Here is a 26,895-nt window from a genome sequence, read left to right as displayed (position 1 = left end):
TTTGGAAATCGCCCAGCGCTATAAGGAACGCTGGGGCATCGAACTGTTCTTTAAGTGGATCAAACAGCATTTGAAGATCAAGTCGTTCCTGGGCCGCTCGGAAAATGCAGTCAGAATCCAGATCCTGACTGCCCTGATCACTTACTTGCTCGTGGCTCTGCTGCACCATTCAAGGCAAGCCACCAACTCGCTGTGGGACTTTCTCTGCCTGATCAGCGCCACCCTTTTCCAACGTCCTGACGCGGAAGCCGCTGCTGTCCGAAGGCGACGAGAATGGCAGACGCACGCCAAAAATCAGGGGTGCCTATTCTGATGAAGAGGTCAACAGAATTATTCCGGACAGCAGTGCGCGCAGGCGGGAATCCAAGTTCCTCAGCAGTACCGCAGGCGGTCACGACTCCGGCACAAAAATTGGGTTCCGGCCTGCGCCGGAACGACGTGCGAGGGGTGCGGGCAAGCGCTGCTGTCGGTGGATTGCCGCAGCACGCGGCGTCAGCGGTGCTGAAATCAAACCGCCGTAAACCCCCCATCCACCACCATCTCATGCCCATTCACATACGACGCCCCGTCCGACGCCAGCCACAGCGCGGCCTGGGCCACTTCCCCGGCTTCGGCGAAGCGCCCCATCGGGTGCGCCGCCCTGAGCTTCTTCTCGGCTGAGGGATCGCGCTCGGCGAAGCGCGCCAGCATCGGCGTCTTCACGCCGCCGGGGCACAGGACGTTGATGCGGATGCCGTCGCGCGCGTATTCGGCCGCCGCGCTCCTGGTCAGCCCCACCACCGCATGCTTGCTCGCGGCGTACACCGCGCGCCCCGGCGCCCCGACCAGGCCGGACACCGACGACACATTGACGATCGTCCCGCTGCCCTGCTTGAGCATCTGGCGCAGCTGGTACTTCATGCACAGCCACACGCCCTTGACGTTGGCCGCCATGATGCGGTCGAACTGTTCCTCGTCGCCGTCGGCCACGGGCGCGCTTTCCTCGTCGACGCCGGCGTTGTTGACGGCGATATCGAGGCGGCCGTAGTAATTGATGGCCTTTTCGACCAGGGCTTCGACCTCGCCCGCCCTGGCGATGTCGCTGCGGACGAACAGGGCCTTGCCGCCGGATTCGACGATCATGGCCGCGGTCGCGTGGCCGCCGTCCACCGCCGTGTCGGCGACGACGACGTGGGCGCCGGCCCGGCCGAAGGCAAGCGCCGTTGCGCGGCCGATGCCGCTGGCTGCGCCCGTCACGAGCGCCACTTTGCCGGCGAACGGTAAATCGTTCGCGGGCGGTATTTTGCTGATGCCTTTCATGCTACTCCTGATGCAACGCAACGAATGCTTCTCAAAGGAAACATTCTAACGCAGCACGGAGGCGCTGTCACAATCCAGGGCACCCTTTGTTGCGTCTACGGTGCGCCTTTGGCGCCTTCCTTCGCCTTGGCCTGGTCGCCGGCCATCACTACCGACAGTTTTGCCGGGTCGATCGCCTTGCGGAAGGCGGTGTTCAGTTGCGCCAGGCTGACCGCCGCCAGCTTGCGGTCGAACGCGGCCGACCATTCATAGGTGCGGTCGCGGTACAGGAAACCGGTCCAGCCCGAGGCCAGCACGCCATCGTCCGCGCGGTTCTGCAGGCGCTGCTGCATGAGACCCGATTTGGCCGCGGCCAGTTCCGCCGCCGTGAAGCCGTCCTTCGTCGCCCGCGCCAGTTCGGCGCGCACCGCCGCGTCGAGCTTGCGCAGGTTTTGCGGCGCGGCGATGGCGCTGACCATGAAGGCGCCGGCGCGATCGAGATCGCCCGGCGCGAGGTCCGAGCTGCCGCCATACGACAGGCCATCCTTCTGGCGGATGCGGTCCATCAGGCGCGACTTCAGGCCGCCCTCCCCGAAGATGTAGTTGGCCAGCATCAGCGCGGGATAGTCCGGGTCGTCCAGGTTCAGGTCGAGGTTGATACGCGCCACATAAAAGCCGTTTTCCTTGTCAGGCGTATCGAGCACCCGGCTGGCCGGCGCCACCTCGGCGTGTTTCGACAATACCGGCGCCACGTTGGCGGGCGACTTCCAGGCGCCGAACAGGCTGTCGACCAGCGGCAGGATTTCCTTCGGATCGAAGTCGCCCACGATCGCCATCTCGGCCGGGCTGGTGTTGTGAAATTCGCGGTGGTGGGCCGGCAACTGGTCCAGCGTCGCCGCCTTGACGTCCTCGATGTCTTCTTCAAGCGTGTTGGAGTGGCGTACGTCGCCGCGCGGGTACTGCTCGAAGTGGGTGGCCAGCGCGCGCGTGGCCACGCTCTGCGGTTCGGCGCGGCTCGCTTCCAGGCCGACCAGCATCTGCTTGCGCAGCTGCTCGAACTCGGCCGCCGGGAAGGCCGGCTCCTTGAGCACGTGGGCGGCCAGTTTCAATGCCTCCGCCAGGTGCTCGCGCGTGGTCTGGAAGTGGCGCGGGCCGCCCGTCATTTTCAGCTTGTCGAACGCGTCGGCCAGCTCGGCGCGGCTGTACCTGGTGGTGCCGCGCATCAGCATGGCCGAGGTCAGCGCGGGCACCGCGCCCTTGCCATACAGGTTCTTCTCGTCGCCGAAGTGCTGGCGCAGGTCCACCGTCACGGTCTCGCCGCGGTTTTTCTTGGGCAGCAGGGCCAGCTTGACGCCGCCCGCCGTCGTCAGCAGGGTGCGCTTCATGATGTTGGCCTGGCTCGGCTCGAAGTTCTCCGACACCAGGCTGCTGGCGGCCGGCTTGAAGTCCTTCATCACCGCCTCCACCGTGGGCGCCGCGGGAATGGCCGCGCGCACGGGCGCGTCTTCCGGGATGAAGGTGCCGCTCACGCGGTTGCTGCGCACGAAATAGCGCCCGCTAGTGGCGGCGACCTCCTCGGCCTTGACCAGCTTGAGGCGCTCGCGGCCCAGGAAGTACAGGCGCCAGTCGCCCAGCGCGATCATCTCGGACAGCGCCACGCCGATCGCCTGCGGGTCGTTCAGGCTGCGTTCGATGGTGTTCAGCCAGGAGCGGCGCACCCGCTCCATTTCGTCGACCGTGGGCGGCTTGCCGGCGAAGCCTTCCACCGCCGCGGTGAGCGCCTCGCGCACCGGCTCGATCGGCTCGCCCTTCTTCACCACCGCGCCGAAGAACTGCAGGCCCGGCGCGTAGCCGGTCTGGCCGAAGCTGAACACCTGGCTGGCCTTGCCCGATTCCACCAGGAGCTTGTGCAGGCGGCCGTTGGGCGCGTCGCCCAGGATCTCGGAGGCAAAGCCGAGCGACTCGGCATCGTCGTGCAGGTCGGACGGGATCTTGTAGCCCACCGCGACGATCTGCACATCGCCCCGGCGCCGCACGGCGAAGCTGCGTTCGCCGTCCTGGGTCGGCTCGACGGTCCAGAATTGCGGCAGCGCGCGCTTCGGTTTCGGGATCGCACCGAACAGGCGGTTGATGCTGGCCAGCGTAGGCTCGAGCGCGAACTTGCCGGCCACCAGCAGCACCGCATTGTCGGGCTGGTACCAGGTGCGGTAGAAGGCCTGCAGATTGGCGATCCGGACGTTCTCGATGTCGCTGCGGTTGCCGATGGTCGAGCGGCCATAGCTGTGCCAGTCGTAGGCCACGCTCTGCATGCGCTTGAACAGCACGTTGCCGGGCGAGTTCTCGCCGCTTTCGTACTCGTTGCGTACCACGGTCATCTCGGTGGCCAGGTCTTTCTGGGCCACGGGCGAGTTGACCATGCGGTCCGCTTCCATCTGCAGCGCCCAGTCCAGGTTCTCCTGGGAGGCCTGGAACACTTCGTAGTAGTTGGTGCGGTCGAGCGAGGTGGTGCCGTTGAAGTCCATGCCGCGGCTCGAGAACTGGCCGGTGATGTCGGCGTTCTTCTTCGTACCCTTGAACAGCAGGTGCTCGAGCAGGTGGGCCATGCCGGTTTCGCCATAGTTCTCGTGGCGCGAGCCGACCAGGTAGGTGACGTTCACGGTGATGGTCGGGCGCGAGGCGTCCGGGAACAGCAGCACCTTCAGGCCATTGGCCAGCCGGTATTCGGTGATGCCCTCGACCGAAGGGCCGAGGGTCACGCCCTTGGGCAGCGGCGCCGCCCAGGCGGCGCCGGCGACTACGAAGCCGAGCGTGCCGGCGGCGACCTGCGCGGCAAACCCGCGCTGCATGCAAATCCAGTCCATGGTATCCCGTCATCGCTGTTGAATGCGGGATGGTAGCAGACACGGGGCTGCTATTGGCGGGCGCGGCGCTCGTGGGCTTGCTGGTAGGGACTGATGCGCGACAGCTCGCCCATCTCTTCGGCCAGGAACTCGAGCAGGTCGTCGGCACTGACGATGCCCGCCAGGCTGCCGGCGGCATCGACCACCGGCACGCGCCGGATGCCGCGCAGGCGCATGCGTTCGATGGTCTCGTAGACGTCGTCGGTCTCGCGCGCGGTGAGCAGGTCGTCGGTCATGATGTCGCCCACCTGCAGGCTGTTGGGGTCGAGGCCGGGGGCGATGACGGAGACCACGATGTCGCGGTCGGTCAGGATGCCGACCGGGACCTTGGTGCCCTCCGTCTGGTCGACCACGATCACGTCACCGACGTGGTAGCGGCGCATCATGAGGGCGGCGCCCTGCACGGTTTCGTCGCGGGTGCAGTGAGTGGCTTCGCTGGTGCAGATTTCGGCGATGTGCATGGTGGTTCTCCCCGGTTTGGTGGGGTGTGGGCGGGCATTGGTGGTTTGCGTGGAACCTGGATTCCCGCCTGCGCGGCAATGACGTGCTTGAGTAGCAGGCCAAGTCACATTCCACCACCACTCTCGGCACCGTCGCTCCGGCGAAGGCCGGAGCCCAATTTTGCCCGCAACCCACTACCCCCACACAAACAAAAACTGGCCCTAGACTTTCATCATAGCGCCAGTTCCAGAATCCGAAAGCCCCAACTCTCAGCCTTGCACCGCCAATTACTTCTCGCCCGGCGGCGGCACGAAGCACGCATCCGCGACCTGCAAGTCATTGTCTTTGGCGAAGTTCAGCACGAAGTGATAGGCCAGCGGCTCGACCTTCTGCAGCTCGCGGCTGACGACCACGGCCTTGGTGCCGTTGACGACGGTCGGGTGGACCCAGGGGGAGAACTGGAGGTGGGAGTTGCGTCCGGCCGCGCCGGGGGCGAAGCACGACATGACGCCGCACAGGCGCTCTGCCCAATCGCTGGGGCGGAATTGCCTGCCGTTGCTCGTGATGCCCAAGATAAAGAACTCGTCCTTGAGCCCCTTATCCGTGGTGTGCGGTAACTCGGCCATAGTGCTGCGTGCTGAAACTGAAACCTGCGTGGATGAGAAGAACCTCAGCTCACTATTATATCTTATAGAAGACTCAGGGACGAGGCCCGCGGCACGATATGCGTCAGCCCAGCCACACGACGCTCGACAGGAGCAGCAGCAGGATCATCCACAGGATCAGCGCCCGCCACACCAGCCCGACCGTGCTCTGCATCGCGCGCAGGTTCGGCTCCTCGCCTGGCAGCATGTCGGTTTCGCTGTCGCCCAGGTCCACCGTGGCCGCGTCCGCCGGCAGCAGCTGGGGCGCGTTCTCGTTCGGCGTGCCCAGCCGTACACCCATCGCCCCGCCGCCCGCGGCCAGGATGATGCCCTTCGACTCGTCGGCCCAGCGGCGCGCGAAATTGCGCCAGGCGTAGATCGCGTCCTCGAAGTTGCCGACCACCGCGAAGGCCACCGCTGTCAGGCGCACCGGCATCCAGTCGATCCAATAAAAGGCCTTGGCGGCGAACTGGCCAAAGGCTTCGTTGCGCATGTGGTCGGGTTCGTTCCAGGCGCGCGCCAGGTACTCCGAGACGCGGTACATCACCGCGCCGGCAGGCCCGAGCGGCATCAGGAACCAGAAGAATACGCCGAATACGTTACGGTGCGTCGTCACGAGCGCCTTTTCCACGGCCACGCGGGCGATTTCGGTGGCGTCCATGCCGACCGTGTCGCTGCGGGTCCACTCGGCCAGCAACTGGCGCGCGGTGGCTTCGTCACCGGTGTTCAGGGCCAGCTGGATCGACGTGAAATAATGGCTGTAGTGGCGGAAACCCAGGGTCAGGTAGACGATCAGCACGTTCCAGGCGAAGGCCAGCAGCACCAGGTTGTAGCGCATGAAGAACCAGTAGACCAGCCAGGCCGGCAGCATCAGCGCCAGCATCATGAGGAACCAGCCCATCTGGCCATTCTTCTGCTCGCCTGCATTGAACCAGCCTTCGATGCGCATCGCGAAGCCCTTGATGCCACCATAGACCTGGTTGTCGGCGCGCAGCGGCTTGAGCTGCTCGATAATCAGCGCGACGAGGATGGAGAAAAATGTCATTCAGGAATCCTTTTTTGTTCTGGCAATACTGTGCTGCCGCTACGATAGCGGAGAAGCGTGCCGGAATCAAATTCGGGAATGGAATAAAGCTTCGGACGACGGCGTAGGGTGGTCGGCTTGCCGACCGCGCGTTCAACCCCCGCTGGCACCGTGGAAGCGCTCGCCATGGCTGGACGCGCGGTCGGCGGAGCCGACCGCCCTACGGAACATCGCCTGCTCAGGCGCGCAGGTAATGGTAGAGATTGCGCAGCATCGACGCGGTCGCGCCCCAGATGAAATATTCCTCGTACGGCATCGCATAGAAACTGCGCTTGCCGGCGCCATCGGGCAGCGCCACCGAGCGGCGCTGGTGGTTGGCGCCCGCCATCAGGAAGGCCAGCGGCACCTCGAAGATCCCGGCTACTTCGTTGGGGTCGGCGATCAGTTCGAACGGAGGCGTGACCAGCGCCACCACCGGAGTAACACGGTAGGCGCTGATGGTCACGTGCTCGGGCAGGATGCCGATGATTTCCACGTGCCTGCGGTGCAGGCCGATTTCTTCTTCCGATTCGCGCAGGGCGGTCTCGATCGGCGACGAGTCGAGTTCTTCGGCGCGCCCGCCGGGGAAGCTCACCTGGCCGGCGTGGCTCGACAAATGCTCGGTGCGCTTGGTCAGCAGCACCGTCAGGCCGCCGGGACGCTCGACCAGCGACACCAGCACGGCGGCGCGGCGCAGGCGCAGGGCCGGGTCGGCCATCCTGGCTTCGTCCGATATTTCCGGCTGCCACGGCAGCGTGCGTGCAAAGCGTGCGCGCACGGCGTCCGGGGTCAGGAGCGCGGGCGCGAGCGCTGCCTCGCCGGCGACGGCGTCGACGGGCATGGCGGTGGGATCGAAAACGAGCTTGGCCAAATCACATTCCAAAATGAAAAGAATAACCGGAAACGAAAAAAGGCATCCTTCCGGATGCCTTTTTCATGACACAGACGCTATTACTCAGCAGCAGCAGCTGGTGCGGCTTTGACTTTACGCTGTGGCAGCTTTTCTTTGATACGTGCCGACTTGCCCGAACGCTCGCGCAGGTAGTACAGCTTCGCACGACGCACGTCACCACGACGCTTGACTTCGATCGAAGCGATCAGCGGCGAGTACAGCTGGAACGTACGCTCGACGCCTTCGCCCGACGAGATCTTGCGAACGATGAAGTTCGAGTTCAGGCCGCGGTTACGACGCGAGATGACGACGCCTTCGTATGCCTGGGCGCGCTTGCGGTTGCCTTCGACGACGTTGACGCTGACGACAACGGTGTCGCCTGGTGCGAAATCAGGAATGGCGCGGCCGAGGCGCGCGATTTCTTCCTGTTCAAGTTGCTGAATCAGATTCATTTTTATGACTCCATAAACCATCTTGCTGGCGCTTGTGAAACGAGTGCGTTGCCCAGTAGAGGATGGGGTTGAACATGCGGGCAACATGCCCGCAGTTGCATGTATCGAGGAAAAAGCCCCTCGACCATTCTTACTCGGCAGATTTTGCTAACTCTGCCAAAAATTTCTCATCAGCCTTGGTGAACAAGCCGGCGTCGCGCGCCTTGCCTATCAGTTCCGGCCGTTTCTTCAGCGTCGCCTCCAGCATGCGCTGGCGGCGCCACTTCATGATTTCTGCATGGTTCCCGCCCATGAGCACCGGCGGTACCGTGTCGCCTTCGTAGTCTTCCGGGCGCGTGTAATGCGGCGAATCGAGCAGGCCGTTGACGAAACTGTCTTCGACCGCCGAGGCTTCGTCGCCCAGCACGCCGGGCAGCAGCCGCACCACGGCATCCATCAGCGCCATCGCCGGCAATTCGCCGCCCGAGAGCACGAAGTCGCCGAGCGAAATCTCTTCGTCGATGCAGCGGTCCAGCAAACGCTGGTCCACGCCTTCGTAGCGGCCGCACAACACGACCAGTCCCGGCTCGTCCTTCAGCGCCACCACCCGCTCATGCGTCAGCGGTTTGCCCTGCGGCGACATGAACACCACGCGCGGTGCGGGCAGGCCCAGGTCGAGCTGGCGCTGCTTGGCGGCATTGATGGCCGCTTCGAGCGGCTTCGCCATCATCACCATCCCGGGGCCGCCGCCGTAGGGGCGGTCGTCGACGGTACGGTGGCGGTCCTGCGTGAAATCGCGCGGATTCCAGAGGCTCAAGCCCCAGCGCTGCTGCTCGATGGCGCGCCGGGTCACCCCGGACTGCGTCAATGCGGCAAACATTTCTGGAAACAAGCTCACGACGTCAAACTGCATCGGGACCCCGCTTCACGTTGGACGGGTCAATAATCCAGGCCCCAGTCCAGGGTAATCAGTTTCGTGCCGAGGTCCACATTCTTGACGAACTGGTCCACAAACGGCACGAGGCGCTCCGGCACTTTCGCGTCGGGCGCATCTTGAGTCACAACCGGCGCAATACGAAGGATCGATTGCGCGCCGTTGTGCATCATGTCGGTCACCTTGCCGAGGGCTTCACCCTCGAGGTTCACGACATCCAGCCCGATCAGGTCGGACCAGTAGTATTCGTCGTCGTCGAGCTTCGGGAACTCGCTGCGCGGCACCAGCACCGCGGCGCCCTTGAGCGCCTCGGCATCGTTGCGGTCGCGCATGCCGGCCAGGGTGACGACCACGTCGCCACCATGCATCTTCGCGTTCCGTGCGATGACGGGACGCAGGGCCGGCTTGTCGAGCCACCAGGTCTTGATGCTCAGCAGCGCGTCCGCATCATTGGAGAAAGGGGTAACACGAAGTCCACCCACGATCCCGAATGCACCGGACACATAGCCAACCTGAACCAGGTCGTCGGGGGCTTCCACCCCGGCTGCTGCCGAATCGGTCAAAACCGGTAAAACCTTACTTAGGCTGCAGGCTGCTGGTTTGCGACCAGGCGAGCAACGGTTGGCGACAGTTGTGCGCCAACGCCTTGCCAGTGAGCCAGGCGGTCAGCAGCGATACGCAGGCCGACTTCGGCGCCCGATGCCATCGGGTTGTAGAAACCGATGCGCTCGATGAAACGGCCATCGCGACGGTTACGCGAATCGGTTGCGACGATGTTGAAGAACGGGCGCTTTTTTGCGCCGCCACGAGCCAAACGGATAACGACCATAATAATTCCAAAAAGTTGTACTGGACGGAGAAAGCCGACGATTATAGCGCGCAGCACCGCATCGCGGCAAGCGTTAATGACAACCCGGCGCGCAGCCCCGGCGAATTGAGCATTATCGCCGATTTCGCGCCACAAGGCCACCGTCCTTAAGCCTCATCCATCAACACCTTGAGCATGCGTGCCGGATTGGCCAGGAAATCGCGGGTAACGCGGTAGTGTTCGGTATCTTCGTAGGCGACCTGGCGGATGCCGTGCTCGCCGCACTCATAGATGATGGCGTTCGGGTAGGCCATCAGGATCGGCGAATGGGTGGCGATGACGAACTGGCTGCGCTGCTTGACGAGGTCATGCAGGCGGCTGAGCAGGGCCAGCTGGCGCTGCGGCGACAGGGCGGCTTCGGGCTCGTCGAGGACGTAGAAGCCTTCCCGGCCGAACCGATGCATGAACAGCGTCAGGAAGGCTTCCCCATGCGACTGGTCGTGCATCGGCGTGTCGCCATAATATTTTTGCACCCCGAGCCGCTCGATCTCGCTGCTGACGTTGTAGAAACTCTCGGCACGCAGGAAGAAGCCATCGCGCGGGCGCTGGACGCCACGCACCAGGCGCAGGTGCTCGTGCAGGGCCGAATGCGAAGCACGGGTGGCGAAGTTGAAATTGCGGCTGCCGCCTTCCGCATTGAAACCCATGCCCACGGCGATGGCTTCCAGCAGCGTGGACTTGCCGGAGCCGTTTTCGCCCACCAGGAAGGTGACGCCGGGATGCAGGGGCAGGCGCTGCAGGGCGCGCACGACCGGCAGGCTGAAGGGAAAGTCCGGCGAGTCCAGCGGCGCCGTGGGCTTGAGCTGGACTTCGGCGAGGAAGGGACGCGTCTTGATCATCGTTTCGTCACCACAGGGCATGTGTTTTGCACCATACTCGTGCTTTCCTGAACTTTTGGCAACGCTCATGGCTGTCCGGCACAAGAACAAGACCCTCACCACCCTGCTCGCCCTGCTGCTCGGCGGCTTCGGCGTGCACCGCTTCTACCTGAAAGGCGGCACCGACCGGCTCGGCCTGCTGCACCTGTGCAGCCTGCCGGTCACCGGCATCCTGTGGGGCGCGGTGCATCCGCATCCGTTCTACGTGATCTTGCCGATGCTGCTGTCGTATATCGTGGGCTTTGTCGAGGGGCTGGTCATTGGACTGACGCCGGACGATGCCTGGGATGCACTCCACAACAAAGGCAGCGGCAAGACCTCGCGCTCGAACTGGCTGCTCGCCTTGCTGCTGGTGCTGACCGTGGGCGTGGGCGCGATCGCGCTGATCGGGATGATTGCGCGGGTGTTTGATCTTTTGTATACGGGGGGGTCGTACGGCTGAAGGTACGCGTACTTCACTTGGATCCCGGCCTGCGCCGGGATGACTGTTCATCGGTTGACCACTAACCCATGAGCCGTCGTTCCGGCGAAGGCCGAAATGAAGCCACTGGCATCATTTCGCCCAAGTCCGCCGCCCCCCGACAGCTCAAAAAAAGGCAGCCCGCAGGCTGCCTTTCACGTTAACGCAAGCGCAGCTTAAAACTGCTCCACATCCAGCGCCAGCACCCCCGCCGCACCTTCCACGATCGCCGTACGCAGCCCCGGCGCCGTCGACAGCACATGGTCCGCAAAGAAGCGCGCCGTCGCGATCTTCGCGCGCAGGAAGGACGCGTCGCCCTCGCCTGCCGCCAGCAGCTTCTGCGCCGCCAGCGCCGCGCGCGCCATCTGCCAGCCGCCCAGCACGATGCCGGCCAGCTTCAGGTAGGTGACGCTGCCGGCGAACACCGCGCGCACGTCCGATTTGGCGTTGGCCACGACGTATTCCACCACCTCTTCCAGCGCCGCGCTGCCGAGCGCCAGCTGGCGGCGGATCGCCGCGAACTCGTCGCCCTGCACTTCTCCCAACTGCACCTCGACCGCGCGCACTTGCGCGATCAGGCCCTTGGCCACGGCGCCGCCGTCGCGCACGGTCTTGCGGCCCACCAGGTCGTTGGCCTGGATCGCGGTGGTGCCTTCGTAGATGGTCAGGATCTTGGCGTCGCGGTAGTGCTGGGCGGCGCCGGTTTCCTCGATGAAGCCCATGCCGCCATGCACCTGCACGCCGTCGCGCGCCACGTTCTCGCTCATCTCGGTGGACCAGCCCTTGATGACCGGGACCAGGTATTCGTAGACGGCCAGCCTGGCCTTGCGGGTGGCTTCGTCGGCGTGGCTGTGCGCGATGTCGGACAGCGCGGCGCCCACGTAGGCCAGCGCGCGCGCCGCTTCGGTCTGCGCGCGCATCGACATCAGCATGCGGCGCACGTCCGGATGGTTGATGATGGCCACCGGGCCGGGCGAGCCGGCCACTTCGCGCGACTGCACGCGGTCCTTGGCGAACGCCACCGCCTGCTGGTAGGCGCGCTCGGCCACGCCGACGCCCTGCATGCCGACGCCGAAGCGGGCCGCGTTCATCATGATGAACATGTACTCGAGACCGCGGTTCTCTTCGCCCACCAGGGTGCCGATGGCGCCGCCATGGTCGCCGAACTGCAGCACCGCCGTCGGCGAGGCCTTGATGCCCAGCTTGTGTTCGATCGAGACGCAGTGGGCGTCGTTGCGCGCGCCCAGCGAGCCGTCGCTATTGACCAGGAACTTCGGCACGATGAACAGCGAGATGCCCTTCACGCCCGCGGGTGCGTCCGGGGTGCGCGCCAGCACGAGGTGGATGATGTTCTCCGCCATGTCGTGCTCACCGTAGGTGATGAAGATCTTGGTGCCGAACACCTTGTAGGTGCCGTCGCCCTGCGGCTCGGCGCGGGTGCGCACGGCGGCCAGGTCGGAGCCGGCCTGCGGCTCGGTCAGGTTCATGGTGCCGGTCCACTTGCCGCTAATGAGCGGCTCGAGGAACAGCGCTTTCTGTTCATCGGAACCGGCGGTGAGCAGCGCTTCGATGGCGCCGTCGGTCAGCAGCGGGGCCAGCGCGAACGACAGGTTGGCCGCGTGCAGCATCTCGATGCAAGGCGTGGCCACCAGCTTGGGCAAGCCCTGGCCGCCGAATTCCTGCGGATGCTGGATACCCTGCCAGCCGCCCTGGCCGAAGGCGTGGAAGGCTTCCTTGAAGCCCTTGGAGGTGGTGACCTGGCCGTCGTGCCAGAAGCTCGGCTCCTTGTCGCCGGCGTGGTTCAGCGGGGCGATCACTTCGCTGCAGAACTTCGCGCTCTCGCCAAGCACGGCCGCGACGGTGTCTTCGGTCGCGTCTTCGCAGCCGGGCAGCTGGTTGATCTCGGCCAGGTCGGCCAGTTCGTGCAGCACGAACTGCATGTCTTTCAGCGGGGCTTGGTAGCTCACCTGTGTCTCCTGATGTAGTGCTATACGTGAAAACGTCGTTCCGGCGAAGGCCGGAACCCAGGTTTGCTCGCGCTGCCGATAGCGTCGAACGCTACAGGGTACGCACCAGAAATTGGGTTCCGGCCTGCGCCGGAAGTCGTAGGCGCCAGTGGCGCGTACGACGGTTCAAATGGTGATGGTGAAATCCACCGTTGGCGATTAGCCCAGTTCCTTGACCAGCTCCGGCACGACCTCGAACAGGTCGCCCACCAGGCCGTAATCGGCCACCGAGAAGATCGGCGCTTCCGGGTCCTTGTTGATGGCGACGATGGTCTTCGAGTCCTTCATGCCGGCCAGGTGCTGGATCGCGCCCGAGATGCCCACCGCGATGTACAGGGTCGGGGCGACGATCTTGCCGGTCTGGCCGACCTGCCAGTCGTTCGGCACGAAGCCGGCGTCGACCGCGGCGCGCGAGGCGCCCATGGCGGCGCCGAGCTTGTCGGCCAGCGGCTCGAGGATCTTGAAGTTCTCGGCCGAGCCGATACCGCGACCACCGGAGACGATGATCTTGGCCGCGGTCAGTTCCGGACGGCTCGAGACGGCCAGTTCGCGGCCGACAAAGGCCGACTTGCCGAAATCGGCCACGGCTGCGATCTGTTCGACGGCAGCCGTACCACCGCTGGCTGCCGAATCAAACGCCGTGCCGCGCACGGTGATGACCTTGACGCTGTCGCTCGACTGCACGGTGGCGATGGCGTTGCCGGCGTAGATCGGGCGCTCGAAGGTGTCGGGCGAATCGACCTTGGTGATTTCCGAGATCTGGGCCACGTCCAGGCGGGCGGCGACGCGCGGCAGGATGTTCTTGCCGTAGGCGGTAGCCGGGGCCAGGATGTGCGAGTAGCTGCCGGCGATCGCCAGCACCTGCTCGGCGACGTTCTCGGCCAGGCCGTCGGCGAAGTGCGGCGCGTCGGCGACCAGCACCTTGCTGACGCCGGCGATCTGCGCGGCGGCTTCGGCGGCGGCGCCGCAGCCCGAACCTGCAACCAGGATATGGACCTCGCCGCCGCATTGGGCGGCCGCGGTCACGGTGTGGTGGGTAGCGCCCTTGAGGGAGCCGTTGTCGTGTTCTGCAATGACGAGTGCGACCATGTTATTTCCTTGAATTGGGTCCGTGCTGCGATTAGATGACTTTGGCTTCAGTGCGCAGCTTCTGCACCAGGGTCGCCACGTCCGGCACCTTCACGCCGGCCGAGCGCTTGGCCGGCTCGACGACCCTCAATGTCTTCAGGCGCGGGGCCACGTCGACGCCCAGGTCTTCCGGCTTGACGGTTTCCAGCGGCTTCTTCTTGGCCTTCATGATGTTCGGCAGCGTCACGTAGCGCGGCTCGTTCAGGCGCAGGTCGGTGGTGATGATCGCCGGCAGGCTCAGCGACACGGTTTCCAGGCCGCCGTCGACTTCACGGGTCACGGTCACCTTGCCGTCTTCCAGCACGACCTTCGACGCAAACGTCGCCTGTGGCCAGCCCAGCAGGGCTGCCAGCATCTGGCCGGTCTGGTTCGAATCGTCGTCGATCGCCTGCTTGCCCAGGATGATCAGCTGCGGCTGCTCCTTGTCGGCCAGCGCCTTCATGATCTTGGCCACGGCCAGCGGTTCGGTCTCGCCGCTGGTTTCCACCAGGATGCCGCGGTCGGCGCCGATCGCCATGCCGGTACGCAGGGTTTCCTGGCACTGGGCCACGCCCACCGACACCGCCACCACTTCCGTGACCTTGCCCGACTCCTTGAGGCGGGTTGCTTCTTCCAGCGCGATCTCGTCGAACGGGTTCATCGACATCTTGACGTTGGCGATATCCACGCCGCTGCCGTCGGATTTGACGCGGACTTTGACGTTGTAGTCGACCACGCGTTTGACGGGTACCAGGACTTTCATAGGGTGCCTTTAGAAAATGGAATGGGTGACAGACGAAATGGCCTAGATTATATGAGAATTTCAGCTTCAGGTCGAAATTAAAGCACGATCGTGCGATTTTAGGCTAGAGGAATGCCCCTAATTTGCTTGGGCGCAGGTGCGGGGCCCGCCCCGCCGCGCTCTCATGGCGCGCCGCGCACGCCTTCTTCGGCGCGCGCCCAGCTGCTGTCGAGTTCGCGCTGCGCGGCGCCCGCGTCCTTGCCCTGGGCCGTCAAGGCCTTGCCCAGGCCTTGCAGCGCCCAGCCATTGCGCGGATGGCGCGCCAGGTCGGCGCGGTAGCTCTGCTCGGCCTGTGCGTAGCGGCGCGCGCGCAGCTGCATCTCGCCCAGGCGCAGGCGTGGACCGCTGGCCAGCATCGGCGGTTCGGTGCGGCCGGCGTCAAGCGCCGCCTCCACCGCCCCCTCCTGCAGCGCCAGCGCGGCATCGATGCGGCCTTCGGCGAAGGCCAGTTCGGCCGCCAGCTGCGGGGCGGCGCTGCCGGCCAGGGTGCGCATCATGCGCGCCATGTAGTCCTTGCCCGGATGTTTGGCCACCAGGGCGTCGGCCTGCGGCTGGGCCCGCGCCAGCGCCTTGCGCGCGCCATCCAGGTCGCCCGTTCGCACCATGGCGATCCCGCGCGCGCTCTCGCCCAGGACCGCGCCCAGGCCCTTGTCGCCCGCCGCCAGCGGCTCGGCCAGCAACGCGTCCCAGCGCTGCAGGTGCAGCAGGGTCAGGATCGGCAGGCTGCGCACGTACTCGCTGTACTCGGAGCTGCCCTTGGCGCGCCCGGAGGCGGCGCGCGCGGTGTCCAGCGCCAGCGCGGCGCGCCCTTCCATCAGCGCGCCATACCACTGGAAGTGGGTATTGTGGCCGCGCCAGTCGAAGGCCACGTCGAAGCCCTGGCGCTTGAGGTCCAGCATCAGGGCCTCATCGGCCGCCACCGCCTGCTGGTTGACGCGGGTGGCGTCGGCGTAGCGTCCCACGTGGGCGTAGGTATGCGAGGGCATGTGTAGCAGGTGCGGCGACTTTGGCGCCAGCCGGCCGAGCCGGTCGGCCGCGGGGACGGCGCGCCCGGCCACCGGCACCGCGTCGACGGCGTGGATCATGTAGTGATTCAGCCCGACGTGTCCGGGCGTGCGCGCCAGCGCCGCTTCGACAAGGTCGGCGACCTCGCCGATGCGGCCATTGGGCTTGCCGCTGGCCTCGTCCCACCAATCGCGCTCGGTCGCCACCAGCTCGGCTTCGGCGTACAGCGTGAGCACATCCGGATCCTGCGGGTAGCGCGCGACCAGCGCGCGCAATTCGGCGGCATAGGCGATGTCGAGCGGGTCGGCCGGCTCGCCGCGGCCGGGGGCGCGGCACACTTCGGCGACGGGAATGGCCGTGGCGACGGCGCCGGCATGGCCGTAGCGCAGCGCCAGCGACGCCACCAGGGCCTGGTCGCGCGCCGAAGCGTTCTGCTTGTTCTTGATGGCCAGCGCGACGTAGCGCTGCGCTTCGCCCAGGTCGCCGCGCTTGGGGTTGTTGATGTTCGGGCCCAGCTGCCAGGCCACGGCCCAGGCGCACATGCCGCAGCCAGGATCGCGCGCCAGCGCCGCCTTGAAGGCGCGGATGGCTTCGGGACGGTTGAAGGCGTAGGCCTGCGCCATGCCCTGGGCGAACAGGGCGCGCGCGGCCTCGTTGCCCTGCGAGGGAATCATGGTGACGCTGCCATAGCCATCGAGGGCGGGCGCCGTGGCAGCGGGGCCGGGCGGCGTCACGCTGCAGGCGCCAATGAGCGACAGGGACAGCGCAACCGTGCCGAGGCGCTGCGCGTGATGGAAACGAAAGAGTGTGCGCATGGGCCACCTGGCTGGGCATGGAGCGGCATACTACGCCGCCGACTTGCCGATTTTGCCACAGGCGCCCGCGCCGGGGAGAGGATTATTTACGGGCGGCCGGACCGGGGCCGGCGCCCGCTGCTGCGCAGCTTACTTGCGCTGCATCCAGAAGGTGAACTCGCCGTTTTCGGCGGTGTGCGCCAGCAAGGCATTGCCGGTCTGCTTGGCGAAGGCCTGGAAATCGCGGACGGAGCCGGTATCGGTGGCAACGATGCGCAGCACCTGCCCGCTCTCCATCTCGGCGAGTGCTTTCTTGGCTTTCAGGATCGGCAGCGGGCAATTCAGTCCGCGCGCATCCAGGTCTTTCTGGAATTCCATGGTGTCCATGTCGATAATGGTGACGCTCATCGCTTGCCCTACTCAGTGGTGATGCCGGAACTTGAATACTACTCCAATTTCGGGGCAATGACGCAGCGCACCAAAATAGTCACGCATTGTTGCAGGCCTGCAACCGAATGTCAAATACACCATGCCTGTGCACTTTATTGCAACACCAGCACACTAAAAGGCACAGCCGTGGTGCACGGCAGCAGGCGCCGGAGGCGGTAATGCCGTCCAGTTAGGCTGAACATATTCCTTCGTTAACGTAAAAACGTCGTTCCGGCGGAGGCCGGAACGACGTGCTTATTTCAACTCGACTGGCCAGCATTACGCCCGAAGGCGGCGTTGTTAGCCGAAGCAAGCAGGCTTACGCGCGCTCGCCCACCCAGGCCGCCACGCCGGCCAGCGCCGCCGGCAGGCCCGACGGGTCGGTACCGCCCGCCTGCGCCATGTCCGGACGGCCGCCGCCCTTGCCGCCCACCTGCTGGGCGACGAAGTTCACCAGTTCCCCCGCCTTCACCTTGCCGGTGGCGTCCTTGGTCACGCCCGCGATCAGGCTGACCTTGCCGTCGACGACGCTGGCCAGCACGATGGCGGCGGTCTGCAGCTTGTCCTTGAGCTTGTCCATGGTCTCGCGCAGCGCGGTGGCGTCGGCGCCTTCCATGGTCGCGGCCAGCACCTTGATGCCGTTGACGTCGATGGCCTTGGCCAGCAGCTCGTCGCCCTGCCCTGCGGCCAGCTTCGATTTCAGCGCGGCGACTTCCTTCTCGAGCAGTTTCACCTGGTCCTGCACGTGCGCGATGCGCGACGGCAGTTCGTCCGGGCTGGTTTTCAGCAAGCCGGCGGCTTCCTGCAGCTTGCGGTTGATCGACTGCACCAGCGCCAGCGCGCCTTCGCCGGTCACGGCTTCGACGCGGCGGATGCCGGCGGCGACGCCGCCTTCGGACACGATCTTGAACAGGCCGATGTCGCCGGTGCGGGTCACGTGGACGCCGCCGCACAGCTCTTTCGACGTGCCGATGTCGAGCACGCGCACGGTGTCGCCGTACTTCTCGCCGAACAGCGCCATGGCGCCATGCTTGAGGGCGTCGTCGAAGGACATATTGTGCGAGGCGGTCGCGTGGTTCTCGAGGATCTCGCGATTGACGATGGTCTCGACCTTGGCAATTTCTTCAGCGGTGAGCGGCGCGCCGTGGCTGAAGTCGAAGCGGGTCTTTTCGGCATCGACCAGCGAGCCTTTCTGCTGCACGTGGCTGCCCAGCACTTCTCGCAGGGCCTTGTGCATCAGGTGGGTCGCCGAGTGGTTGCGGATGGTACGCGCGCGCTTGACGGTGTCGACCTGGGCATCGACCGTGTCGCCGATTTTCAGCGACCCTGCGCGCAGCACGCCGTGGTGGCCGAACACGTCGGCCTGGATCTTGAGCGTGTCTTCGACTTCGAACACGCTGTCGCCCACGCGGATCTCACCCTGGTCGCCCACCTGGCCGCCCGATTCGGCGTAGAACGGGGTGGTGTCGAGCACCACGATGCCGTCCTGGCCGGCCTTGAGCTCGTCGACCTTCACGCCATCGGCGTACAGCGCCAGCACGTGGGTGTTGTGGGTGAGCGATTCGTAGCCGACGAACTTGGTCTTCTCGCCTGCGTACTCCACCTTGGCGGCCATCTTGAACTTGCCGGCGGCGCGCGCGGTTTTCTTCTGCTGCTCCATGGCGGCGGTGAAGCCTTCTTCGTCGAGCACGATGCCGCGCTCGCGGCAGATGTCGGCGGTGAGGTCGAGCGGGAAGCCGTAGGTGTCGTACAGCGTGAAGGCGGTGGCGCCGTCGAGCTGCTTCGCATCCTTGGTGAGCTGCGCTTCCAGGATCTTCATGCCGTTTTCCAGCGTCTCGCCGAAACGCTCTTCCTCGGTCTTGAGGGTCTGGGCGACGCGCGACGCGGCCTCGTGCAGTTCCGGATAGGCGCTGCCCATCTCGGCGTCGAGGTCGGCGACCAGCTTGTGGAAGAACGGCTTGGTCTGGCCCAGCTTGTGGCCGTGGCGCAGCGCGCGGCGGATGATGCGGCGCAGGACGTAGCCGTGGCCTTCGCTGCTTGGAATGATGCCGTCGACGATCATGAACGAGGCTGCGCGGATGTGGTCGGCGATGACCTTGAGCGAGTTGTTGTTCAGGTCGTCGGCGCCGGTTTCGCGCGCGGCGGCCTTGATCAGGGCCTGGAACAGGTCGATCTCGTAGTTGCTGTGCACGTGCTGCAGCACGGCGGCCAGGCGCTCCATGCCCATGCCGGTGTCGATCGACGGCTTCGGCAGCGGGGTGAGGGTGCCCGATTCGTCGCGGTTGAACTGCATGAACACGAGGTTCCAGATCTCGATGAAGCGGTCGCCGTCTTCCTCGGCCGAGCCGGGAGGGCCGCCCCAGATGTCGGCGCCGTGGTCGTAGAACACTTCGGTGCACGGGCCGCAAGGGCCGGTGTCGGCCATCTGCCAGAAGTTGTCGGATGCGTAGCGCGCGCCCTTGTTGTCGCCGATGCGGATGATGCGCTCTTTCGGCACGCCGATCTCGTTGGCCCAGATGTCGTAGGCTTCGTCGTCCTCGAAGTAGACGGTGACGGTGAGCTTTTCGGCGGGCAGCTGGTACACCTTGGTCAGCAGCTCCCAGCAGTAGTTGATGGCGTCGCGCTTGAAATAGTCGCCGAAGCTGAAGTTGCCCAGCATTTCAAAGAAGGTGTGGTGGCGCGCGGTATAGCCGACGTTTTCCAGGTCATTGTGCTTGCCGCCGGCGCGCACGCAGCGCTGCACGGTGGTGGCGCGCGAGTACGGGCGCGTATCCAGGCCCAGGAACACATCCTTGAACTGCACCATCCCGCTGTTCGTCAGCAGCATGGTCGGGTCGTTGCCCGGCACGAGTGGGCTGGAGCGGACGATGGCGTGGCCTTTGGACTCGAAGAACTTGAGGAACTTTTCGCGGATTTCGGAGGATTTCATGTCGTGGGGGCGGAATAAGGGAGCATGCGCTATAAAGAAACGATTATAGCCTAGCTGGTGGCGGGGTCATTCGCCAGGGCGATATCGATGGCGGCAGGCGCCGCTAGGCGATGCCGAAATCCGGCCCGATCAGGTCGACGCGGTCGGTGCAGAAGGCCTCGACACCCCAGCCCAGCAGCTCGCGCGCCCGCACCGGGTCGTTGACCGTGTAGCAGAACAGCCCGAAGCCGGCGTCGCGCACGACCTGCGCCAACTCCGGGCTCAGGTGGGTGTGGTTGGTATGGATCGCCACTGCCTCGACCGAGCGCGCCAGCGGCTCCCAGCCCGGCGGCAGCTCGCTCATCAGGCAGGCGCGCGGCAGGTCCGGGGCGGCGGCGCGCGCTGCGTCCAGGGCGGCCAGGCTGAACGAGGACAGCAGCGGCACCCGCGCCAGCGCGCCGCTGGCGATGTCGTCGGCGAACAGGGCGCGCGTGATGCGCGCCACCGTGTCGCCGGTTTCGCGGTCGAAGCCGCGCGCCGGCTTGATCTCGATATTCATCCAGATGCCGTGCGCCTTGCAGTACTGGGCGAACTCGACGAACAGAGGCACCGGCTCGCCGCGGTAGTCGGCCCCGTGCCAGCTGCCGGCGTCCATGCGCGCCAGTTCCAGTGCGTCGTAGTCGAATACATGGCCGGCGCCGCTCACCGTGCGGCCAAGATAAGGGTCGTGCATCACCACCGGCACCCCGTCGCGCGCCAGCATGACGTCGAATTCCACGGCGCGAAAACCGAAGTCCATGCCGCGTTTCAGGCCGGCGAAGGTGTTTTCAGGCGCCAGTGTGCCGCCGCCGCGATGGGCCAGGATCCGGGGGTAACGCCACATGCTCCACTCCTACAGGCAGGATACGGTGATGGAAAGGCATGCCCCGAGCTTACCCCGGCTCTTGTGAAGATGTCTACATGGAAAGTAAATACCGCTTTCAATGAGCCACGGTTGAATACCGAACAGAGAAACGCGGGCCTTCCCCCTACCCTCGATCTTTCACCATGCATAGCCGGGAGATTGAAATGGCATTTGACTTAGGGAATTTACTGACGCAATACCTCGGCGGCGCCGCCGGCGCCAACCACAACCAGGCCACGGACGATTTCGACCGCGTGGCGCAATCGGCCCCGCGCGACGCCCTGGCGCAAGGCGTGACCGGGGCCCTGCGCTCCGACCAGACCCCGCCCTTCCCGCAGATGGTCAGCCAGATGTTCGGCCAGAGTAACCCGAACCAGCGTGCGGGCATGCTCAACCAGCTGATCGCAACCCTTGGCCCGACGGTCATGGCATCGCTGTCCAATGGCGGACTGGGCAGCCTGTTCGGCGGCCGCACCCCAAGCCAGGTCACGCCCGAACAGGCGTCCCAGGTCTCGCCCGAGCAGGTGCGCGAGCTGGCCGAAAAGGCCGAACAGGAGAACCCGAGCATCGTCGACCGCATGGGCGACTTCTATGCCGAGAACCCGACCCTGGTCAAGGCCATTGGCGGCGCCGCGCTCGCCATCGCCCTCGGCCACATGGCGCAGAACATGCGCCGCTGATTTTCAACGCTGTATCCGACCAACCAACCGACAGAGAGAACCCCATGGGCATCCTGAGCAATATCTTCAGCAAGATCTTCCCGAAATCGCACGCCGCCAACAAGGGACCTGCCGCACCGGCCCCGGCGCCGGCCGCCCCGGCCCCGGCAGCACCCCAGGCCCAGCAGCCGGCTCCCGCCGCCGCCGCGCCGGCCCCGATGGACCAGGTGGACGTCGAGGAAATCCTGGCCGCCAAGCTGGCATCCTCGGGCCAGCAGCTGAACTGGCGCACCTCGATCGTCGACCTGCTCAAGCTGCTCGACATCGACAGCAGCCTGCAGGCGCGCAAGGAACTGGCTGCCGAGCTGCACTACAGCGGCGACACCAGCGACTCGGCCTCGATGAACATCTGGCTGCACAAGCAGGTCATGAACAAGCTGGCCGCGAACGGCGGCAAGGTGCCGGCCGACCTGCGCGACTGAGGTCCGCGCTTCAGTCGGCCAGCGTCGTATTGGCTGCCGTCCCGCACGAGAAGCAGAAGCGCGCAAAGGCGTTCTTGCGGCTCGTGCAGCAGGCGCAGCGATCGAACAGGCCGATGCCGCAGTGCGGGCAGAAGTCGACGCCGGTGTCCTTCAGGTCGACCGGCCGCTCGCAGCCCGGGCACACGCCCTTGCCCAGCCGGGCCAGGGCGGTGTCGTAGCGCAGCGTCTGGCGGCGCTGCACATCAGGCAGTGCTTCGGCTTCCCGTTGCCGCGCCAGGTAGCGCTGCAGCGAGACGATCGCGTAGCGGCCCACCAGCACCGTGACGGCGATGCCGACGAGGTAGCGCACGTAGCCGCCGTAGCTGGGCAGGTAAGGCACCAGCTCGAAGAAGAACGCAAACAGCGCAAAGATGATGAAGCCCCACACGAACGGCCAGTACTGGCCGCGGCGCTTGTGGGCGAACAGCCAGCCGGCCAGCACCAGCAAGGGCAAGGTCAGCGCCAGGCGGTAGGCAAACACCCGCAGTTCCTTGGCCGTCGATGCCTCCTCGAAGGCGTCGCGCGCCGGCCCGGCCAGGCGCTCCCAGCGCGCCTGGGCGCGCTCCAGAACGTGGTTCGCATCGAGCAGCACCTGCTGCTGGGCCTGGACCAGCGCCAGCGCGGCGCGCTCGCCGGCTTCAAGCTTGTCGAGCGCCCGGGTGCGCTCAATTAATTCAGGATCCTGGTCGGGCCTGGCCGTGGCGCGGCGCGTCGCCAGCCAGTTGTCAAAGGTCTCGCGCGCCGACCGTGTGTTGGCGCGCGCCACCTCGTGCTGCTGGGCCGCCTGCTCCAGGTCGAGCTGGGCCTTGTCGCGCCGCGCCCGCGCCGTCTCCTGCTCGGTGCGCAGCGCGGCCACCTGGGCCGGGTCCATGAACTGCTCGACGCTCAAGGGCTGCTCGACATCCCACAGGTTGGCGACGATCTTGCCGCCCAGGCCAATCAGAAAGGCGGCGAACGCGAACGCGACCAGCCACAGGGCGCGCTGCATCCATTTCTCGGTCAGGCGCAGGCCTTTGCTCATGGGGGATCCTCCAGTGACGACGAAGCGTGCACTGTGCCACGGGAGGTGCCTGCGATCCAGCGCGGATCGCAAGGGACGCAGGTGACGATACCGGGTGGCGCAGGCCACGGTACCGTCGGATGGCCGGTCAGAAGTAGGACAGGCCCAGCGCCTTGCGCACTTCGTCCGTCGTGGCGGCCGCCACTTCGCGTGCGCGCATCGTGCCTTCCTTCAGGATCTGCAGCACCTGGCCGCGGTCCTTGGCGAACTCTTCGCGGCGGGCGCGGATTGGCTCGAGCAGTTCCTGCAGGATGCCTTCCAGGCGCTTCTTCACCACGCTGTCGCCCAGCCCGCCGCGCGTGTAGTGCGCTTTCATCTCGGCCAGGCCTGCCTTGTCGGTGTCGAAGGCGTCGAGGTAGATGAAGGCCACGTTGCCTTCCAGGTGGCCAGGATCGGCCACCTTCAGGTGCAGCGGGTCGGTGTAGACCTGCTTGACCGCGGCGCGGATCTCGTCGGCGCTGGCGCCCAGGTTGATGGTATTGCCCAGCGACTTGCTCATCTTGGCGCGGCCGTCGATGCCCGGCAGGCGGCCCACTTCCGGCACGATCGCCTTGCACTCGACCAGGATCTCCTGGCCAACGTTGCGATTGAACTTGCGCACGATCTCGTTGCACTGCTCGATCATCGGGATCTGGTCGTCGCCGACCGGCACCACGGTGGCCTTGAAGGCGGTGATGTCGGCGGCCTGGCTGGCCGGATAGGTCAGGAAGCCGGCCGGGATGTCGCGCTCGAAACCGCGCAGGATGATCTCCTGCTTGACGGTCGGGTTGCGCTCGAGGCGGGCCACGGTCACCAGGTTCAGGTAGTAGAAGGTGAGCTCGGTCAGTTCCGGAATCTGGGACTGGATCAGGATGGTCGTGCGGGCCGGATCGATGCCCACGGCGAGGTAATCGAGCGCCACTTCGACCACGTTCCGGTGTACCTTACCGATGTCATCCATGTTGTCGGTCAGCGCCTGGGCGTCGGCGAGCATGACGAACTGGCGGTAGGTGTCCTGGTAAGCGACACGGTTGCGCAGGCTGCCCACGAAGTGACCCAGATGCAGCGGGCCGGTGGGACGGTCGCCGGTGAGGATGATTGGCGTGGAAGCGGAGGGGTTTTGCGAGCTCATCAAGTTTCCTTGTCTAGGCCCCGACCCTCCTGCGCTTGACAAAACAAAACGCCACCCGGATCGAGGCGGCGTTGTTTGAAATACACATCATTTCCCGTGGCCGCGCGCTGTCAGCGGCGCCACCAGGTAGGGAGAATGCGATGTGTTTTCGAAAAATTCATGGACGGCATGGTTGCAGGTTGACGCCGCGCTGTCAACCGATACCAGGCCGGATGCACCGGCAGGCGCGGCTCCCCCTCGGCACTTTCTTCACACGGGACGCCGGCTTGCCTTGATTTTGTTGTAAAAAAACTAATAAACTGGTGAAATTGATGAATCCAAAAAAGAGCACGAACAGCCACGCCCGTCCCCTCGAACTCTGGGGCGGCCTCGAATGCACGGTCAATCGCGTGCGCGACGACTACTTCAGCCAGCTCGATCGCAACGGGCACGCGGGACGCGCCTGCGACATCCGGCGCTTCGCCGCCACCGGCATCCGCGCCATCCGCTACCCCGTGCTGTGGGAACGGACCGCACCCGATGGCCTGGCCAGCGCCGACTGGAGCTGGGCCGACGAGCGCCTGAACGCGCTGCGCGACGAGGGCGTCACCCCGATCGCCGGCCTGGTGCACCACGGTAGCGGCCCGCGCCACACCAGCCTGGTCGATCCGCTGTTCGCCGAACAGCTGGCAGAGTACGCCGGCGCGGTGGCGGCGCGCTACCCGTGGATCGAGCACTACACCCCGGTCAACGAGCCCTGCACCACCGCCCGCTTCGCCGGCCTGTACGGCGTCTGGTACCCGCACGGCCGCGACGACCGCACCTTCATCGAAGCCCTGCTGGTGCAATGCCGCGCCACCGTGCTGGCCATGCGCGCGATCCGCGCCGTCAATCCACACGCCAAGCTGGTCCAGACCGACGACCTCGGCAAGACCTACAGCACCCCGGAACTCGGCCACGTCGCCGAGTTCTACAACGAGCGCCGCTGGCTGGCCTGGGACCTGTTGTGCGGCATGGTCGGGCCCGAGCACAAGCTGTGGAAGTACCTGATGAAAACCGGGATCGACGCCGCGCAATTCCTGTGGTTCCGCGAGAACCCTTGCCCACCCGACATCATCGGCGTCAATTACTACGTCACCTCCGAGCGCTGGCTCGACCACCGCCCGGATCGCTTCCCCGCCCACCACCGCGGCGTGGCCGACGGCATTCCCTGCGCCGACATCGAGGCTTCGCGCGTGCTGGCCACGCCGACGCCGGGCATCGCCCCCTTGCTCTCGGAAATCTGGGACCGCTACGGCATCCCGCTGGCCATCACCGAAGCCCACATCGACGCCAACCGCGAAGACCAGCTGCGCTGGCTGCTCGAAGTGTGGGAAGCGGCCCAGCAGTCGCAGCAGAACGGCGTCGACGTACGCGCCGTGACGGTCTGGTCGCTGCTCGGCTCCTTCGACTGGAACAGCCTGGTCACGCAGAACAAGGGCTATTACGAACCGGGCCCGTTCGACGTGCGCTCCCCGCTGCCGCGCCCCACCGCGCTGGCGAAGATGATGACAGAGCTGTCCTCCGGCGCGCCGCTGTCGCACCCGGTGCTGCGCGGCCAGGGCTGGTGGCGCCGCCCGGGCCGTTTCCTGTGCCATCCGCCGGTGGCCACGCCGGCCGCGCTCACCTCGATCTCGGCCGACGGCCACCGCCTGGTGGGCACCGGCGCCGCGCCCATCCTGATCCTGGGCGCCACCGGCACCCTGGGCCGCGCCTTCGCCCGCGTCTGCCGCAAGCGCAACCTCGCCTTCCGCCTGCTCTCGCGCCAGGACATGGACATCGCCGATGCCGCCTCGGTCGAACGCGCGCTGGCCGTCCACCAGCCCTGGGCCGTCATCAACACCTGCGGCTATGTGCGGGTGGACGAGGCCGAGCACGACGTGCAGCGCTGTCTGCGCGAGAACACCGCCGGCCCGGCCATCCTGGCAGCGGCCTGCGCCCGCCACGGCGTGCACCTGACCACCTTCTCGAGCGACCTGGTGTTCGACGGCCGCCAGGACCGCCCGTACGTGGAATCGGACCCGGTGGCCCCGCTCAATGTGTATGGCCGCAGCAAGGCCGAGGCCGAGGTGGCGGTACTGGACGAGCACCCGGACGCCCTGGTGGTGCGCACCAGCGCCTTCTTCGGGCCCTGGGACCAGTACAACTTCGTCACCCAGGCCTTGAAGGCCCTCGAACGGGGCGAGCCTTTTGTTGCGGCGAACGACCTGACCATCACCGCGACCTACGTGCCGGACCTGGTGCACGCCTGCCTGGACCTGGCGATCGACCGCGAGGCCGGGATCTGGCACCTGTCCAACGGCGGTGAGCTGACCTGGGCCGAACTGGCGCTGAAAGCGGCCGAGCGGGCCGGCGTGGACGCCAGCCGGCTGGAGGCGCGCGCCCTGTCCTTCCCGGCCGCGCGCCCGGCCTACTGCGCCTTGACCAGCGAGCGCGGCATCCTGCTGCCGCGCCTGGACCAGGCCCTGGACCGCTACCTCGAACTGCGCAACGTGGATGATCCGGAGATCGAGGAACTGCAACAAACCGCCGAAAGCCGCCAGCCGCTGGCCAGCGGGCACCGGCAGCAGGAGGAGACGCCGGTGGAGGCGGTGCAGGTGGGGAAGTGCTGACCGTATAACTTCAACTTGGGTACCGGCCTTCGCCGGTACGACGTGCTGAGGGAGCGGGCCGGATCGTATGTTTCGACCCCCATCCGTAGAACCGTCGTACCGGCGAAGGCCGGTACCTAATTTCGTTCCGCAGCCACCGACGCAACCGCCCGGCTCCCAAACACCACGCT

The 26,895-nt window shown here is 65.9% G+C and carries 24 protein-coding genes and 1 pseudogene; 5 read left to right on the top strand and 20 right to left on the bottom strand.

The features are described 5' to 3' along the window. Positions 1-158, top strand: a pseudogene (locus BM031_RS26085) (transposase); the annotation flags it as partial. Positions 159-507: 349 nt separating this feature from the next. Here BM031_RS26085 and BM031_RS19750 read toward each other — a convergent pair. From BM031_RS19750 to BM031_RS19700, 11 genes are all read right to left on the bottom strand, one after another. Next, entirely contained in the window at positions 508-1,299 is a 792-nt protein-coding gene (locus tag BM031_RS19750; protein WP_091876267.1) for an SDR family oxidoreductase, read from the bottom strand. Between the two features lie 95 nt (positions 1,300-1,394). Next, entirely contained in the window at positions 1,395-4,139 is a 2,745-nt protein-coding gene (locus tag BM031_RS19745; RefSeq protein ID WP_091876266.1) for a M16 family metallopeptidase, read from the bottom strand. 50 nt (positions 4,140-4,189) lie between these two features. Beyond that, the gene (locus BM031_RS19740) at positions 4,190-4,639 is read right to left on the bottom strand and encodes a CBS domain-containing protein (protein WP_091876265.1); all 450 of its coding nucleotides are present in this window, start codon (positions 4,637-4,639) and stop codon (positions 4,190-4,192) included. 267 nt (positions 4,640-4,906) lie between these two features. Then, positions 4,907-5,245, bottom strand: coding sequence for a DUF3579 domain-containing protein (locus tag BM031_RS19735; protein ID WP_091876264.1), 339 nt, complete (start codon positions 5,243-5,245; stop codon positions 4,907-4,909). A 103-nt stretch (positions 5,246-5,348) separates the two neighbouring features. Next, a complete protein-coding gene (locus tag BM031_RS19730) occupies positions 5,349-6,308 on the bottom strand; it encodes a CobD/CbiB family protein (RefSeq protein WP_091876263.1) in 960 nt (319 codons plus the stop codon). 217 nt (positions 6,309-6,525) lie between these two features. Further along, positions 6,526-7,197 carry a CoA pyrophosphatase gene (locus BM031_RS19725; RefSeq protein WP_229409057.1) on the bottom strand — a complete coding sequence of 224 codons (672 nt, stop codon included), beginning with the start codon at positions 7,195-7,197 and terminating at the stop codon, positions 6,526-6,528. 80 nt (positions 7,198-7,277) lie between these two features. After that, positions 7,278-7,670, bottom strand: coding sequence for a 50S ribosomal protein L19 (rplS, locus tag BM031_RS19720; RefSeq protein WP_091876262.1), 393 nt, complete (start codon positions 7,668-7,670; stop codon positions 7,278-7,280). 130 nt (positions 7,671-7,800) lie between these two features. Beyond that, positions 7,801-8,562: a tRNA (guanosine(37)-N1)-methyltransferase TrmD gene (gene trmD / locus BM031_RS19715; RefSeq protein WP_091876261.1), complete on the bottom strand. Its 762-nt coding sequence runs from the start codon at positions 8,560-8,562 to the stop codon at positions 7,801-7,803. Positions 8,563-8,588: 26 nt separating this feature from the next. Beyond that, on the bottom strand, positions 8,589-9,122 hold the full coding sequence (gene rimM, locus BM031_RS19710) for a ribosome maturation factor RimM (RefSeq protein ID WP_177207826.1): 534 nt from the start codon (positions 9,120-9,122) through the stop codon (positions 8,589-8,591). 41 nt (positions 9,123-9,163) lie between these two features. Further along, on the bottom strand, positions 9,164-9,412 hold the full coding sequence (gene rpsP, locus BM031_RS19705; RefSeq protein WP_091876259.1) for a 30S ribosomal protein S16: 249 nt from the start codon (positions 9,410-9,412) through the stop codon (positions 9,164-9,166). 146 nt (positions 9,413-9,558) lie between these two features. Next, positions 9,559-10,290 carry an AAA family ATPase gene (locus tag BM031_RS19700; RefSeq protein WP_091876272.1) on the bottom strand — a complete coding sequence of 244 codons (732 nt, stop codon included), beginning with the start codon at positions 10,288-10,290 and terminating at the stop codon, positions 9,559-9,561. A 67-nt stretch (positions 10,291-10,357) separates the two neighbouring features. Here BM031_RS19700 and BM031_RS19695 point away from each other — a divergent pair, with 67 nt between their 5' ends. Then, positions 10,358-10,771: an NINE protein gene (locus BM031_RS19695; RefSeq protein WP_091876258.1), complete on the top strand. Its 414-nt coding sequence runs from the start codon at positions 10,358-10,360 to the stop codon at positions 10,769-10,771. Positions 10,772-10,965: 194 nt separating this feature from the next. Here BM031_RS19695 and BM031_RS19690 read toward each other — a convergent pair whose 3' ends face one another. The 7 genes from BM031_RS19690 to ugpQ all read right to left on the bottom strand — a co-directional run bounded on the left by BM031_RS19690 (position 10,966) and on the right by ugpQ (position 20,723). Next, complete coding sequence (locus BM031_RS19690; protein ID WP_091876257.1) at positions 10,966-12,756, bottom strand: acyl-CoA dehydrogenase; 1,791 nt, start codon at positions 12,754-12,756, stop codon at positions 10,966-10,968. Between the two features lie 198 nt (positions 12,757-12,954). Beyond that, positions 12,955-13,884 (bottom strand): electron transfer flavoprotein subunit alpha/FixB family protein, encoded by a 930-nt coding sequence (locus BM031_RS19685; protein WP_091876256.1) that lies wholly within the window; start codon positions 13,882-13,884, stop codon positions 12,955-12,957. 31 nt (positions 13,885-13,915) lie between these two features. Beyond that, a complete protein-coding gene (locus tag BM031_RS19680) occupies positions 13,916-14,665 on the bottom strand; it encodes an electron transfer flavoprotein subunit beta/FixA family protein (RefSeq protein ID WP_091876255.1) in 750 nt (249 codons plus the stop codon). A 161-nt stretch (positions 14,666-14,826) separates the two neighbouring features. Further along, the gene (locus BM031_RS19675) at positions 14,827-16,524 is read right to left on the bottom strand and encodes a hypothetical protein (protein ID WP_091876254.1); all 1,698 of its coding nucleotides are present in this window, start codon (positions 16,522-16,524) and stop codon (positions 14,827-14,829) included. A gap of 129 nt (positions 16,525-16,653) precedes the next feature. Then, positions 16,654-16,881, bottom strand: a complete 228-nt coding sequence (locus BM031_RS19670) for a sulfurtransferase TusA family protein (protein ID WP_091876271.1) — start codon at positions 16,879-16,881, stop codon at positions 16,654-16,656. Positions 16,882-17,251: 370 nt separating this feature from the next. After that, positions 17,252-19,861: an alanine--tRNA ligase gene (alaS, locus tag BM031_RS19665; RefSeq protein ID WP_091876253.1), complete on the bottom strand. Its 2,610-nt coding sequence runs from the start codon at positions 19,859-19,861 to the stop codon at positions 17,252-17,254. Positions 19,862-19,964: 103 nt separating this feature from the next. Next, positions 19,965-20,723, bottom strand: coding sequence for a glycerophosphodiester phosphodiesterase (ugpQ, locus tag BM031_RS19660; RefSeq protein WP_091876252.1), 759 nt, complete (start codon positions 20,721-20,723; stop codon positions 19,965-19,967). Positions 20,724-20,908: 185 nt separating this feature from the next. Between ugpQ and BM031_RS19655 the strand changes: the two genes are divergently transcribed. Both BM031_RS19655 and BM031_RS19650 read left to right on the top strand, forming a co-directional pair. Continuing rightward, the gene (locus BM031_RS19655; protein WP_229409055.1) at positions 20,909-21,424 is read left to right on the top strand and encodes a hypothetical protein; all 516 of its coding nucleotides are present in this window, start codon (positions 20,909-20,911) and stop codon (positions 21,422-21,424) included. Between the two features lie 44 nt (positions 21,425-21,468). Then, on the top strand, positions 21,469-21,885 hold the full coding sequence (locus tag BM031_RS19650; protein ID WP_091876251.1) for a DUF3597 domain-containing protein: 417 nt from the start codon (positions 21,469-21,471) through the stop codon (positions 21,883-21,885). Positions 21,886-21,895: 10 nt separating this feature from the next. On the opposite strand, the gene BM031_RS19645 is transcribed toward BM031_RS19650, so the two are convergent. Continuing rightward, positions 21,896-22,945, bottom strand: a complete 1,050-nt coding sequence (locus tag BM031_RS19645) for a zinc ribbon domain-containing protein (RefSeq protein ID WP_091876250.1) — start codon at positions 22,943-22,945, stop codon at positions 21,896-21,898. A gap of 127 nt (positions 22,946-23,072) precedes the next feature. Next, positions 23,073-24,095, bottom strand: a complete 1,023-nt coding sequence (gene trpS / locus BM031_RS19640; RefSeq protein WP_091876249.1) for a tryptophan--tRNA ligase — start codon at positions 24,093-24,095, stop codon at positions 23,073-23,075. A gap of 311 nt (positions 24,096-24,406) precedes the next feature. On the opposite strand from trpS, the gene BM031_RS19635 reads away from it, so the two are divergent. Continuing rightward, positions 24,407-26,725, top strand: coding sequence for a family 1 glycosylhydrolase (locus BM031_RS19635; RefSeq protein WP_091876248.1), 2,319 nt, complete (start codon positions 24,407-24,409; stop codon positions 26,723-26,725). Positions 26,726-26,895 lie beyond the last annotated feature (170 nt).

The sequence above is a fragment of the Massilia yuzhufengensis genome (assembly GCF_900112225.1).
Taxonomy (GTDB): domain Bacteria; phylum Pseudomonadota; class Gammaproteobacteria; order Burkholderiales; family Burkholderiaceae_D; genus Telluria; species Telluria yuzhufengensis.
This window is presented reverse-complemented; position numbering and strand designations above follow the sequence as displayed.

What these genes read in the sequence shown, in the direction of transcription:
- BM031_RS19750 (WP_091876267.1), bottom strand. Translation starts at nt 1,299, where the DNA reads ATGAAAGGCATCAGCAAAATACCGCCCGCGAACGATTTACCGTTCGCC.
- BM031_RS19745 (WP_091876266.1), bottom strand. Translation starts at nt 4,139, where the DNA reads ATGGACTGGATTTGCATGCAGCGCGGGTTTGCCGCGCAGGTCGCCGCC.
- BM031_RS19740 (WP_091876265.1), bottom strand. Translation starts at nt 4,639, where the DNA reads ATGCACATCGCCGAAATCTGCACCAGCGAAGCCACTCACTGCACCCGC.
- BM031_RS19735 (WP_091876264.1), bottom strand. Translation starts at nt 5,245, where the DNA reads ATGGCCGAGTTACCGCACACCACGGATAAGGGGCTCAAGGACGAGTTC.
- BM031_RS19730 (WP_091876263.1), bottom strand. Translation starts at nt 6,308, where the DNA reads ATGACATTTTTCTCCATCCTCGTCGCGCTGATTATCGAGCAGCTCAAG.
- rplS (WP_091876262.1), bottom strand. Translation starts at nt 7,670, where the DNA reads ATGAATCTGATTCAGCAACTTGAACAGGAAGAAATCGCGCGCCTCGGC.
- trmD (WP_091876261.1), bottom strand. Translation starts at nt 8,562, where the DNA reads ATGCAGTTTGACGTCGTGAGCTTGTTTCCAGAAATGTTTGCCGCATTG.
- rpsP (WP_091876259.1), bottom strand. Translation starts at nt 9,412, where the DNA reads ATGGTCGTTATCCGTTTGGCTCGTGGCGGCGCAAAAAAGCGCCCGTTC.
- BM031_RS19700 (WP_091876272.1), bottom strand. Translation starts at nt 10,290, where the DNA reads ATGATCAAGACGCGTCCCTTCCTCGCCGAAGTCCAGCTCAAGCCCACG.
- BM031_RS19695 (WP_091876258.1), top strand. Translation starts at nt 10,358, where the DNA reads ATGGCTGTCCGGCACAAGAACAAGACCCTCACCACCCTGCTCGCCCTG.
- BM031_RS19685 (WP_091876256.1), bottom strand. Translation starts at nt 13,884, where the DNA reads ATGGTCGCACTCGTCATTGCAGAACACGACAACGGCTCCCTCAAGGGC.
- BM031_RS19680 (WP_091876255.1), bottom strand. Translation starts at nt 14,665, where the DNA reads ATGAAAGTCCTGGTACCCGTCAAACGCGTGGTCGACTACAACGTCAAA.
- BM031_RS19675 (WP_091876254.1), bottom strand. Translation starts at nt 16,524, where the DNA reads ATGCGCACACTCTTTCGTTTCCATCACGCGCAGCGCCTCGGCACGGTT.
- BM031_RS19670 (WP_091876271.1), bottom strand. Translation starts at nt 16,881, where the DNA reads ATGGAATTCCAGAAAGACCTGGATGCGCGCGGACTGAATTGCCCGCTG.
- alaS (WP_091876253.1), bottom strand. Translation starts at nt 19,861, where the DNA reads ATGAAATCCTCCGAAATCCGCGAAAAGTTCCTCAAGTTCTTCGAGTCC.
- ugpQ (WP_091876252.1), bottom strand. Translation starts at nt 20,723, where the DNA reads ATGTGGCGTTACCCCCGGATCCTGGCCCATCGCGGCGGCGGCACACTG.
- BM031_RS19655 (WP_229409055.1), top strand. Translation starts at nt 20,909, where the DNA reads ATGGCATTTGACTTAGGGAATTTACTGACGCAATACCTCGGCGGCGCC.
- BM031_RS19650 (WP_091876251.1), top strand. Translation starts at nt 21,469, where the DNA reads ATGGGCATCCTGAGCAATATCTTCAGCAAGATCTTCCCGAAATCGCAC.
- BM031_RS19645 (WP_091876250.1), bottom strand. Translation starts at nt 22,945, where the DNA reads ATGAGCAAAGGCCTGCGCCTGACCGAGAAATGGATGCAGCGCGCCCTG.
- trpS (WP_091876249.1), bottom strand. Translation starts at nt 24,095, where the DNA reads ATGAGCTCGCAAAACCCCTCCGCTTCCACGCCAATCATCCTCACCGGC.
- BM031_RS19635 (WP_091876248.1), top strand. Translation starts at nt 24,407, where the DNA reads ATGAATCCAAAAAAGAGCACGAACAGCCACGCCCGTCCCCTCGAACTC.